Source organism: Mesorhizobium sp. M0306 (assembly GCF_040321655.1).
GTDB lineage: Bacteria > Pseudomonadota > Alphaproteobacteria > Rhizobiales > Rhizobiaceae > Mesorhizobium.
In genome coordinates this window covers 13228-25220 of sequence record NZ_JAMYRY010000026.1, presented here as the reverse complement: position 1 = coordinate 25220, position 11993 = coordinate 13228, and the positions used below count along the sequence as shown (strand labels likewise).

Sequence of the window (11993 nt, the reverse complement as noted above, 5' to 3'; positions counted from 1 at the left end):
TCGATTTCCAGCATGGGCACGTCTCTTGTCGGGCGCCTTCTAGATTCTGTCGCCTGATACAGCCCACCTGCACCAGCGCGGATGAGATCGGTTGCGAAGTCGATCAGAAGGGGCATCTCCGCCGCGCTGCGGTCATGAAGCAAAGCCGCCGCTTATCCCCGTTAGGGTTGAGAGGCTGGTCAATCACCTCTGAGCACCGTGACGCACTGCTGATGCCCTGCTGATCAAATTGTCGAAGCAAGTCGCGTGCCGGATAGGCGTACCCATGGCGCTGCACCAATCGATGCCAGCCTGCACTGGGCCCGCCGCCGCTAAGTTGATGATCAGCTGTCCATCATTCTTACGACAACGTCCGACAACCGACATCCGCGGTTGGTTTTGTCGAGGCCGCGACATCGGGCTGTTCGACCTTGCTGCTGCTGCACTGCCTTCCGGTCGACGAGCGAGGAGATCGCTCGCACGGCCCGGACTGAGCAACGACGCGATCCAGCGCAAGGATCGGGTGCGGTCCGACAAGACCCGGCGGCGCTTGCGCGTGATGATCGAAATTATCAACAAGGTCGAGCCGCGCTTCGGTTCGGCACTGATGGCGTATGCGTTATATCGCTCGGAGCCGCTGCAAGGATTTCCGGCTAGACGGCGATGCACTCGTGCGCAGCGGTCCGGCCGACGACGAGCTTGACTGTATCGCTGCGGTCAATTCCGGCGTGCACCCTAACCGCCCTATGCGCTACGACGGCAAGCTCTATCGCACATGGACCTATATTTCCTCGCGAGCCGCTGTCGGAACGTGGTGCCGAGTCCTATGGCGGTCGGTTCAATCCGAGGGCCTGTCGGCTCTACACATCCCTGTCGGTCGGACCGGGAACGCGTGGCAGACTCTCGGCCAGAAACCGCCAGTCGCTGCGCTCGCGTTCGCCTTCCTTGCGCGTGCCGAAGAACTGGACGATCATCTTGCCGTCGGCGCCATAGGCTTCAACGGACGTGACGTGACCGTCCCTCGTCGGCTTGCGCACGGCCCAGACCTCGCGGATGTGATGAGTCCTAAGATGGAGATGGAAGTTCTCGTCGAGCACATTGATCCGCGGCCCGATCTGCTTGACCGACTTGATCGGGCCGGAATGGATCTGGATGCAACCACGATTGCCGACAAAGCACATGATCGGCATCTCGTCTTCGGCCGCCTGTTGGAACAGGGCGCCAACGGCATCATTGTCGAGCAGCCAGGCGTAATCCTCGTCGGCCATACGCATCGCCTGGCAGCGGCTGAGCTTCAGGGTCTTCAACATATGGTAGAACTGATGCACGTCGCTCAGCCGGCTCCAGTGCTCGCGTAGGTCGTCGACCGTGGCGGCTTGGTCTGGACTCACTGCATTATCGAGCGCCCCGCTCGCCTCGACCGATATGATCGGCTCCTGGTCGGAGGATGCGAGCTCTGCCGCCAGATTCTGATAGGCCTGCAGGTTCGAGGCGGGCCTGAGATGTACTTTGTGCATCGCCTCGCCGGTGGCATCAAAGAATTGCAGGCTGCGGCGGATCTCGGCTCCCTCGCGCTTCTCGACGGCGAAGCCATACGCCCACGCTTTCGGGAAGATGCGCAGGTCGATCTCGTCGCCGAGCACCATGGCATGCGGGTTGCCGGTGACCACTTTGTCGTAGACGCCGATCTTTTGGTGCACGGCACTTTGGTTGCGGGTGACCGCCATCACCTCGCCGACCGCTTCGAGGCCGGTCAGCAGATCATCGACGCGCGGCTCGATGCGCACCGCGCCGTGACCACAATGCGCCGCGACCAATTCGGCTTCCGAAATGCCCAATCGAGCGGCGAGATCATGCTCCCGGATTTTCGGATTGTCTTCGCACGCCCGCCGGATTTCGTCCGGCGATGGTTTCTCGCGCTGGTCCATGTCTTACCCCTGCTTCCACCTACGTGTAAGGATCAGCTGCACTGCCCGGGAATCTTCAGCCGATAAGGCGCGCCGAAATGCTCGACCCTGATCTGCTGCTGGCCCGTGAACAAAGTGTCGCTGGACAGCGTGCGCACGTCGTCGCACCCGCGCGAAAACCGGGGGTGCTATCGGAGCGGCGAGACCCGAGTGACACGTGCAGGCACATGCCGATGGAATCTCATCGAGCCGGTCGGTGGCCACCGGGCGGTGGTGAGCGATTGTGGGTGTTGTCGCAATCGGCCAATCGGTCATTCGGATGCCACGGGCGGCGCTGCTTCGCCAAACAAAGCGTGTCTGACCCAGTCCTGACATGTTGCTCCCTTGCTTCGCCGCATCGATCGCGAGGGCACCCACGACACGATTGTGGATCGGCAGTCTCTTGCCGCCTCGCCAGTGGAGCTTCAAAAACTGTGCCAATTGCGCCGAAGCAAGCTCAGAAGGAGTCTTCTGTAATGGTCATTGGTTTAATGTGAGTTCAGCCAACAACTCAGGTCCCGCGTGGCGGACCCGACAAACCCGACAGTACGTGTCGGTTGGCCGACACCTTCGCAGCAATGGACTCACAAGAACCACCGCAGGGTCAGAGATGCCGCGCTGTGTTGAAACATTTTTTCGCTTTGGCACGGTGGATGCAACCTGATGCGCAAGCAGGTCCCGGACTGAGGAGAATGGAGCCATGATTACGCTCACCGACAACGCTGTTGCCGCCATCAAGACTGCTCTTTCCCGCGCCAGCGAGCCGGCGGAAGGCTTTCGCATCATGGTCCAGGCCGGCGGCTGCGCCGGCTTCAAATACTTAATGGGCCTGGAGAGCGTGTCGCGCGAGGGCGACGCGATCACCGAGACAGATGGGATCAAGCTGTTCGTGGACGCGGGCTCCCAACCGCATGTCGCCGGCATGACCGTCGACTTCCTCACCGGGCTCGAATCTTCCGGCTTTGTCTTCGATAACCCCAACGCGCGCGAGAAGTGCGGCTGCGGCAAGTCCTTCAGTTGATCGCCCGAAGCGCCTGTGCGGGTCCATGAAGCGATTGCCGCCGACGGACTCATTTGCGGCAGAGGAGGCTTATATGGCCGGCACAACAGATGTCCCTGTCCTCAAGAACAAGGCAAGGTCGAAGCCGATCTTGGGACCGGCAATCGCTTCAGGTAGGATGCAAAGAACGTCGCCTCCCGAAACAGTTCGGTTCCTGGTGGCACCCAAGCTGCTGGCGGCCAAATCGCGCTGCTGCGCCAAATTCGGCTTATCGATAACGTTGTCGTGTTCGGGCGTCCTTGCCTGCGGGCTGACGGCGGCGATTGCGGACTTGTCCATGTCGACGCCGCCGGCTGCCAGTTCGGGCCCATCATCATTAACGGCATACGCCAGAGGCTCAATGAGGCGGTCGCGCGCTCGCGTCATTCCGGTCAACTGAGGATCGCACATGAAACCTGTCTACCTCGACAACAACGCAACCACACGGGTCGATCCTGAGGTCGTGCAAGCGATGTTGCCGTTCTTTAGGGATCAATTCGGCAACCCTTCGTCGGCGCACGCTCTTGGCGCCTCAGTCAGTGCGGCGGTGAGAAAGGCGCGGAGGCAGTTGCAAGCTCTGATCGGCGCGGAGTTCGACGATGAGATCACCTTCACCTCGGGTGGGACAGAAAGCGACAATGCAGCGCTTCTTTCGGCGCTCGAGGCGGCGCCCAACCGAACCGAGATCGTGACGTCGGCGGTCGAGCATCCCGCCGTGCTGACGCTCTGCGCGCATCTTGAGAAGACCCGCCGCCTCAAGGTGCACAGGATCCCGGTGGATTGCCGTGGCCGGCTCGACCTCGACGCCTATATGGCCGCCCTCACCCCACAGGTGGCAATCGTCTCGATAATGTGGGCGAACAATGAGACTGGTGTGATCTTCCCCGTGGCCAGGCTTGCCGAGTTGGCCAAGGAAGTGGGCGCCCTTTTCCATACCGATGCTGTGCAGGCGGTCGGCAAGCTTCCGATGAACCTGAAGTCGACCGCAATCGACATGCTGTCGCTCTCCGGCCACAAGCTGCACGGGCCGAAAGGGATCGGCGCGCTTTTCGTAAAACGTGGCGTCAATTTCCACTCGCTGATCAAGGGGGGCCACCAAGAACACAACCGGCGTGCTGGCACCGAGAATACGCCCGGCATAGTCGGGCTCGGCATGGCGGCCGAACTCGCCTTGAAATTCATGGACGACGAGACCACACGGGTAAAGTCGCTCCGCGACCGTTTAGAGGACGGGATTCTCCAGCGCATCCCAAGCACCTGTGTCACTGGTGATCCCCTGGAACGGTTGCCCAACACCGCAAACATCTCCTTCGAACATGTCGAAAGTGATGGAATTCCACTCCTCCTCAGCCGCGTGGGCATCGCGTGTTCCTCCGGCTCCGCCTGCACCTCCGGCTCTCTGGAACCGAGCCATGTCCTGAGCGCGATGAAAACGCCACACGCGGCAGTCCGCTTCTCCTTGGCGCGGGACAACGGCGAAGCGGACGTCGACCGGGTGCTCGAGGTCATGCCGGCAATCGTGGAGAAGCTGCGTGGCTTTCCCAGTTCTGGGCCGGGTAAGCGAAGCTCCGAAGACGTTCAATCCGGTCTGTGCCTGAGCGGCAGCAGAACAGGCTACCGTTCATGACCCGTCATGTCTTTCTCAACGCGACCTTGCGCGATGGCGAGCAGGCGCCCGGCGTCGCCTTTACCACGACGGAAAAGCTGGAGATCGCCGAGTCTCTTGCGGCGGCCGGCGTCACAGAGATCGAGATCGGCACGCCGGTCATGGGCGCCGACGAGATCGAAACAATTCGCGCCGCGGTCGCGCGGCGTCTCCCGGTTCGGCTCATGGCCTGGTGCCGGATGACGTCGTTGGATCTCGATGCAGCGATCGAGAGCGGCGTCCACGCCGTCAATCTATCGCTGCCTGCGTCGGACATACAACTTGCCGCCAAGCTCGGCCTCGATAAGGCGGGAGCGCTCCAAGTCATCGAGCATATGGTCAGGCGCGCAGCCGCCGCCGGCTTCTTCGTCGCGGTGGGCTGCGAGGATGCCTCGCGGGCCAATCGGGATCATCTCGCCCGCGTCATCGAGACGGCTGCACGCGCCGGCGCAAGCCGCGTCAGGCTAGCCGACACAGTCGGCGTTCTCGACCCGTTTTCGACCTTCGAACTTGTCGCCCAGCTCGTGGCGCAGTCTCCAATCGACCTTGAAGTTCATGCGCACAACGATCTCGGACTTGCTGCCGCCAACACGCTGGCCGCGATCCGCGCAGGCGCGCGCCATGCCTCCGTCACCGTCCTGGGGCTCGGCGAGCGTGCGGGCAATGCCGCGCTGGAAGAGGTGGCCGCCGCGATGGCGGTCCTCGACGGCGCGGATACCGGCATCGAGCTGACCGCATTGCCCGACCTCGCCGCCCAGGTGGCTTGGGCCGCCCGCCGGCAGACCGCGGCCATTAAGCCGGTCGTCGGCGCCGATGTTTTCACCCACGAATCCGGCATTCACGTCGCAGGGCTGCTGAAGGACTCGCGTACTTATCAAGGGCTCGATCCGGCTCTCGTGGGCCGCTGCCGGCGTATCGTCATCGGCAAGCATTCCGGCGCCACTGCGATTGCCCATGTGCTGAGCGAAAGCGGTCGCGATCTCGACCCGGATCTGGCAGCCGCGATGGTGGCCCGCGTCCGGCGCGAGGCGGCCGAGACCAAATCGACCGTCACTGCAACTCAACTGGTCGAGCTCTACGATGGAATGTGCAGCGAGGCATCCCTCGCGGAGCTGTGCGGGTCCAGGTCAGCCGTGCGCGAGCGCACCGACACCACAGTTTTCCGACCAGGGAGAATGCAATGAATTGTTCCGCTGACAGCCGCCCCATCAATGTCACCGACATCCTCGCACGACTGAAGCGCCTGTCGGCTGCGGAGGAGTTCTTCGCAGTCCTTGGCGTCTCCTATGATCCGAAGGTGCTGAATGTCTCGCGGCTCCATATCATGAAGCGCGTGGGCCAATACCTTGCCGAAGAAGATTTCTCCGGTCTGCCCGACCAGGTGATTGCCGCGCGGGTGCGCGCGACGCTCGAACGCGCTTACGAGGACTTCGCGGTTTCCTCGCCGCTCACCCATCGGGTCTTCAAGGTGCTCAAAGACCACGATCCGAACAAACCTGCCACGCCGGGCCGCACCTTTGTCCCGTTCGACTCCGTACTGAAGCGGTTCGGACAGGAATGACCGCGACACGGGTTGCGACGCGACAATGTCGAGAAGCCGACAAATCCGGTCATCACCACGGCGCCCTCAGAAGCAACCAAGCTAAGTTCTAGGAATAGGGGGCAGCGCAAAACAGTTGGCACGAATGATGCGCACCAAAGAGATAACCGCCAAGCCCGCATCCGGACAGGAGCCTAGAGAAACCGCCAATGCACATCGTAATCTGCATCAAGCAGGTGCCGGACTCGGCACAGATAAGGGTCCATCCGGTGACGAACACGATCATGCGCCAGGGTGTTCCGACCATCATCAACCCTTACGACCTGTTCGCCCTCGAAGAAGCCCTCAGACTGCGCGACGCCTATGGTGGCGAAGTCACCGTGCTCACTATGGGTCCGCCCATGGCAGAGGACGCGCTGCGCAAGGCGCTCGGTTACGGTGCCGACCGAGCGGTGCTCTTGACCGACCGCTATTTTGCCGGCTCCGACACGCTGGCGACCTCGTTCGCCCTTTCCCAGGCAATCGCGAAGGTTGGCGAGACGTTCGGCACGCCAGACCTCGTCTTCACCGGCAAGCAGACGATCGATGGCGACACCGCCCAGGTCGGGCCCGGCATCGCCAAGCGCCTCGGACTCCTGCAACTGACCTATGTCGCGAAGATCGCCTCTATTGACCTTGCTGCACGCGAGATCAGGGTCGAGCGCCGCTCCGAAGGCGGCACACAGATGCTGAAGAGCAGGCTCCCTTGCCTCATCACCATGCTGGAAGGCACAAACGAAATCCGCCGGGGCTCGATCCAGGACGCCCTGTGCGCCGCGCGCAGCCAGGTCTTGAAATGGAGTGCGGCCGACGCCGGCATTGAGGATCTCACCAAATGCGGCCTGCGCGGTTCACCGACGGTGGTCAAGCGCGTTTTCGCGCCTCCTGCGCGAGCGGAAAAGGCGACAAAAATCGACACCGCCGAGATGGCCTTGCGCGATGTCGCTGACGAACTCATCACGGCAATCTTCACCCGCCAGCCGGCATTGGAACATGAGCTCGCCTTCAACGGCGGCGCGTGAGAGGGCAAGGAGCAGACGATGTCGACCGCGAACCGAGAAACCCCTCGCCCTGCCGCCGGCCGTGCCGGCATAAAGAAGGAGCTGCCCGCGCATTTCAAGGACTACCGGCACATTTGGGTTTTCATCGAGCTCGAACGCGGTCAGGTCCATCCCGTATCATTCGAACTGCTCGGCGAAGGCCGCAAGTTAGCAGACAAGCTTCAGGTCCAGCTTGCAGGCGTCGTGCTTGGACCGCCGGGAGAGGCCATCGGGAACGCCGTTGCCGAAGCGTTCGCTTATGGCGCCGACCTTGTCTACATCGTCGAGGCGCCGTTGCTCGCCGACTATCGGAACGAGCCATTCACCAAGGCGATGACGGATCTGGTCAATACCCACAAACCCGAGATCCTTCTTCTCGGCGCCACCACACTCGGCAGGGATCTTGCCGGCTCCGTGGCGACGACCTTGCAGACAGGGCTCACGGCCGACTGCACCGAACTTGATGTGGATACCGACGGTTCGCTCGCCGCCACCCGTCCGACTTTCGGCGGTTCCTTGCTGTGCACGATCTATACGCTCAATTTCCGCCCCCAGATGGCGACAGTGCGACCGAGGGTCATGCCCATGCCACCGCGGGCGGATAAACCGGTCGGGCGTGTCATCCGGCACAAGCTCTCGGTAGCCGAGGACGAGATCGTTACCAAAGTCCTGGGCTTCCTGCCGGATAGTCAGTCGGCAAAGGCAAATCTTGCCTATGCCGACGTCGTGGTTGCGGGAGGCCTGGGTCTAGGCGCGGCGGAGAACCTGCAGCTGGTGAAGAATCTCGCGCGGGCAATTGGTGCCGAGCATGGCTGTTCGCGCCCGTTGGTCCAGAAGAGCTGGATGCCGGCTGATCGGCAGATCGGCCAAACTGGCAAGACCATCCGGCCGAAGCTTTACATAGCGGCTGGGATTTCCGGCGCCATCCAGCACCGGGTTGGCGTCGAGGGGGCGGATCTCATCGTGGCCATCAACACCGACCCGAACGCGCCGATTTTCGATTTCGCCCACCTCGGGATCGTCACCGACGCGATCCGCTTCCTGCCCGCACTGACGGAAGCCTTCACCCGGCGGCTGTCGCCCCACAGTCGCGATAAGCTTGCGAGCTAAGGGATGGACATGATTGAGGAACAATTCGACGCGATTGTTATTGGGGCCGGCATGTCCGGAAACGCAGCTGCTTACACCATGGCCAGCCACGGCCTGAAGGTGCTGCAGTTGGAGCGGGGTGAATATCCGGGCTCCAAGAATGTCCAGGGTGCCATCATGTACGCGAACATGCTGGAGAAGATCATCCCGGATTTCCGGGACGATGCGCCTCTCGAGCGGCATTTGGTTGAACAGCGGCTTTGGGTGATGGACGACACATCCCACACCGGGATTCACTATCGGTCGGACGACTTCAATGAGGCGAAGCCCAACCGCTACACGATTATCCGTGCCCAGTTCGATAAATGGTTTTCGCGTAAGGTGCGCGAGGCCGGCGCGACGGTTCTGTGCGAGACGACCGTGACGGAACTCATCCGTGACGCCAAGGACAGGGTGATCGGCGTCCGCACAGACCGGGCCGGCGGAGCCATCTACGCGGACGTGGTCGTTCTCGCAGAAGGTGTCTGCGGACTGCTTGGCACGCGGGCCGGCCTGCGCGAGATGCCGAAGCCGCAAACCGTGGCGCTCGCCGTCAAGGAAATGCATTTCCTGCCCGAAGAGGTCATTGAGCAGCGGTTCGGCCTCAAAGGCGATGAAGGCTGCGTGATCGAGGCGGTGGGCACGACCTCCCGCAGCATGGCCGGGCTCGGCTTCCTCTACACCAACAAGGAGTCGATCTCACTGGGCATTGGCTGCCTCGTCTCCGATTTCGCCGCGATTGTCGAGAGCCCTTACGTCCTCCTCGACGCCTTAAAAACCCATCCTTCGATCCGGCCGCTGATCGCCGGCTCGGAAGTGAAAGAATATTCCGCGCATCTCATTCCCGAAGGCGGCTACAAGGCTATTCCGCAGCTCTTTGGCGACGGTTGGGTCGTGGTCGGCGATGCCGCGCAACTGAACAACGCCATTCACCGCGAGGGTTCGAACCTCGCCATGACCTCCGGCCGCATCGCGGCTGAGGCAATCATCGAGGTCAAGAGCCGCAACGGTCCTATGACCAAACGGAATCTCGCCCTTTACAAAGCCATGCTGGACAAGTCCTTCGTGGTCAAGGACCTAAGGAAATACAAAGACATGCCGGCCTTGCTCCACACCAATTCCTGCAATTACTTCACGGCTTATCCGCGGTTGATGTCGCAAGCCGCGCAGAACTTCATGCGTGTCGACGGCACGCCGAAGATCGAGAAGGAAAAGGCGACCACGGCGGCCTTCATCAAGGCGCGCTCGCGCTGGGGGCTGGTCAGCGACGCGGTCCGCCTTGCATTGGCGTGGCGCTGAGGGGAGACGAAATGACGATCGCAGTGACGAAGTCACGTGTCGAGGACAAGCTTTACCAGAACCGCTACTTGGTGGATTCCGGCCGTCCGCATATCAAAGTGCTACCGCACGAGAGGCCAAGCGCGAACTTGCTCGCGCTGACCTACGTCTGCCCCGCGAAATGTTATGAGTTGAACGACAAAGGTCAAGTGGAGATCACTGCCGACGGCTGCATGGAGTGCGGCACCTGCCGGATTTTGTGCGAGACCAGTGGCGAGATCGAGTGGAACTATCCACGCGGCGGTTTCGGAGTCCTCTTCAAATTCGGATGACCGACGCACGCACGTATCAAGAGGGTTAGTCTTGGTACACCTGCGGTCGCGACCAACGCCAAGTCTCATCTTTGCTTGAATAGCCTCGCAACGAAGAGAAGCTCGTGAATACTGTGCTTTCAGAATTCAGACTCAGACACAAAAGGAGGAGCACTCTGGACGACAACCCCTGAGGTGTTTCCATGGCTCACGTACCGCAAGATCGGGTCGACGAGGTAGCACCTCGGGATACCCGCCCTGAACCGCCCATCAAAAGCATGCCCCAAGCAGATATCGCGCTCAGGGGACTCTACGAGATATCGAAGGTGCTGACCGCCCCCAGCGAGCTGGAGATTACGCTCGCCAATGTCGTGAACATCCTGCCTTCGTTTCTGCAAATGCGTCACGGAGCAATCGTCGTCCTGGACGCTGAAGGAGAGCCGGAGATTGCCGCAACTGCCGGCAATACCCACGCACCTCAATCAGGCACTCGCCGCGTCATACCACAGGCCATAACAGATCAAATCGTCGCTACGGGGACGCCGCTCTTCATACCGGACGTCCGCAAGTCCCAACTATTTCAAGCTGACCTTCAAACATCTTCGAGCAGCGGCACCATCCCAATTGCCTTTGTCGGTATCCCGCTAAAGGCTGATCATAAAATCCTTGGGACATTGTCGATCGACCGCGCCGGAGACGGCGCCACCGACTTTCGCGACGACGAGGACACATGCTTCCTGACGATGGTCGCCAACCTTGTCGGCCGGACGATCCGTCTCCATCGCATCCTGAGTACAGATCGTCAGCGGTCTGTCCATGAGCAATGGAGACCGGAGAAATCGCCCAACGAGGGGAGGACCTACGACCCTGCCCGGCATGCGGATGTCAAAATCGAAGGGATCATCGGGGAAAGCCCCGCACTCAAGCAGGTGCTCGAAACCGTCTCGGTCGTAGCAGGGACCAATTCCACCGTGCTACTGCGGGGTGAAAGCGGCACCGGCAAGGAATTCTTTGCGCAAGCCATCCATAAGCTCTCACGTCGGAGGAAGAAGTCTTTCGTCAAATTGAACTGCGCCGCACTGTCTGAAAGCGTTCTGGAGTCAGAACTGTTTGGGCATGAAAAGGGCGCTTTCACGGGTGCTATCTCCCAGCGCGCCGGTCGTTTTGAATTGGCAAATGAGGGAACGCTGCTACTTGATGAAATCGGCGAGATTTCGCCGGCCTTTCAAGCCAAGCTGTTGCGTGTCTTGCAGGAAGGCGAGTTGGAGCGAGTCGGCGGCACCAAAACGCTACAGGTCGACGTGCGCCTCATATGCGCCACCAACAAGGACCTCGAGACGGCCGTCATAAAAGGGGAGTTCAGGGCCGACCTTTATTACCGCATCAATGTGGTGCCAATTATCCTGCCTCCGCTCAGAGAGCGACCCGGCGATATTCCACGCCTTGCGAACGCCTTCCTCAATCGATTCAACAAGGAGAACGATCGCGCACTCGCCTTCGCGCCGTCGGCGCTTGACCTGATCTCGCAATGCTACTTCCCTGGTAACGTCCGCGAGCTGGAGAACTGCGTCCAAAGGACGGCCACACTTGCGCGTTCAAGGACGATCACGCCATCCGATTTCGCCTGTAAGAAGAGCCAGTGCCTTTCCTGGCTCCTCTGGAAGCGAGCCGACCGCTCGAATGGCGGCAATACCATCGACGATCTCGCACGGGTCAACGCAGTGCCCGTCGGATTGCGGCTGCCGGCCAGTCGCATCGGTGCCTCCGCAGGCAACGTATCTCCCCTTGCGGCCGGCGATCCAAACGATCCCGCTTGTCCCCCGCGTCTGACGGAACGCGACCGGCTGATCGACGCGATGGACAAGGCCGGTTGGGTTCAGGCCAGGGCGGCTCGTATCCTCGGCCTCACGCCGCGGCAAATCGGCTACGCGCTGCGCCGATATGGCATCGAGGTGAAGAAATTCTAGACGTCGTGATGACGTCAAACGTAAGCCCGGAGTAGTCTCCCTCACACCCTTCGCGCCCAAGGCTGGTAGCCTTCGCGACCC

12 protein-coding genes and 1 pseudogene are annotated in these 11993 nt (G+C 61.3%); 10 read left to right on the top strand and 3 right to left on the bottom strand.

The genetic code is table 11. From position 1 onward, the window contains the following. Positions 1–378: 378 nt before the first annotated feature. Positions 379–713, top strand: a pseudogene (locus NKI95_RS26440) (hypothetical protein); the annotation flags it as partial. Between the two features lie 126 nt (positions 714–839). Here NKI95_RS26440 and NKI95_RS26435 read toward each other — a convergent pair. Together NKI95_RS26435 and hemP are read right to left on the bottom strand one after the other, a co-directional pair. Beyond that, complete coding sequence (locus NKI95_RS26435) at positions 840–1907, bottom strand: hemin-degrading factor (RefSeq protein ID WP_352720370.1); 1068 nt, start codon at positions 1905–1907, stop codon at positions 840–842. 32 nt (positions 1908–1939) lie between these two features. Continuing rightward, the gene (gene hemP / locus NKI95_RS26430) at positions 1940–2044 is read right to left on the bottom strand and encodes a hemin uptake protein HemP (protein WP_352480503.1); all 105 of its coding nucleotides are present in this window, start codon (positions 2042–2044) and stop codon (positions 1940–1942) included. Between the two features lie 581 nt (positions 2045–2625). Between hemP and NKI95_RS26425 the strand changes: the two genes are divergently transcribed. After that, a complete protein-coding gene (locus NKI95_RS26425) occupies positions 2626–2946 on the top strand; it encodes a HesB/IscA family protein (RefSeq protein WP_023678237.1) in 321 nt (106 codons plus the stop codon). Between the two features lie 69 nt (positions 2947–3015). On the opposite strand, the gene NKI95_RS26420 is transcribed toward NKI95_RS26425, so the two are convergent. After that, entirely contained in the window at positions 3016–3360 is a 345-nt protein-coding gene (locus NKI95_RS26420) for a hypothetical protein (RefSeq protein ID WP_352720368.1), read from the bottom strand. A 13-nt stretch (positions 3361–3373) separates the two neighbouring features. Between NKI95_RS26420 and nifS the strand changes: the two genes are divergently transcribed. The 8 genes from nifS to nifA all read left to right on the top strand — a co-directional run bounded on the left by nifS (position 3374) and on the right by nifA (position 11912). Next, positions 3374–4591, top strand: a complete 1218-nt coding sequence (nifS, locus tag NKI95_RS26415; protein ID WP_352720366.1) for a cysteine desulfurase NifS — start codon at positions 3374–3376, stop codon at positions 4589–4591. After that, the gene (gene nifV, locus NKI95_RS26410; RefSeq protein WP_352720365.1) at positions 4588–5793 is read left to right on the top strand and encodes a homocitrate synthase; all 1206 of its coding nucleotides are present in this window, start codon (positions 4588–4590) and stop codon (positions 5791–5793) included. The genes nifS and nifV overlap by 4 nt, the downstream gene beginning before the upstream one ends. Further along, a complete protein-coding gene (gene nifW / locus NKI95_RS26405) occupies positions 5790–6170 on the top strand; it encodes a nitrogenase stabilizing/protective protein NifW (protein ID WP_352506802.1) in 381 nt (126 codons plus the stop codon). Before nifV ends, nifW begins: the two co-directional genes overlap by 4 nt. 188 nt (positions 6171–6358) lie before the next feature. After that, the gene (locus NKI95_RS26400) at positions 6359–7210 is read left to right on the top strand and encodes an electron transfer flavoprotein subunit beta/FixA family protein (protein ID WP_352506801.1); all 852 of its coding nucleotides are present in this window, start codon (positions 6359–6361) and stop codon (positions 7208–7210) included. A gap of 18 nt (positions 7211–7228) precedes the next feature. Next, a complete protein-coding gene (locus NKI95_RS26395; protein WP_352720363.1) occupies positions 7229–8338 on the top strand; it encodes an electron transfer flavoprotein subunit alpha/FixB family protein in 1110 nt (369 codons plus the stop codon). 9 nt (positions 8339–8347) lie between these two features. Continuing rightward, positions 8348–9655, top strand: a complete 1308-nt coding sequence (locus NKI95_RS26390; protein ID WP_352720431.1) for an FAD-binding protein — start codon at positions 8348–8350, stop codon at positions 9653–9655. Between the two features lie 11 nt (positions 9656–9666). Next, positions 9667–9966 (top strand): ferredoxin family protein, encoded by a 300-nt coding sequence (locus NKI95_RS26385; RefSeq protein ID WP_352720361.1) that lies wholly within the window; start codon positions 9667–9669, stop codon positions 9964–9966. Between the two features lie 182 nt (positions 9967–10148). Then, positions 10149–11912 carry a nif-specific transcriptional activator NifA gene (nifA, locus tag NKI95_RS26380; RefSeq protein ID WP_352720359.1) on the top strand — a complete coding sequence of 588 codons (1764 nt, stop codon included), beginning with the start codon at positions 10149–10151 and terminating at the stop codon, positions 11910–11912. Positions 11913–11993 lie beyond the last annotated feature (81 nt).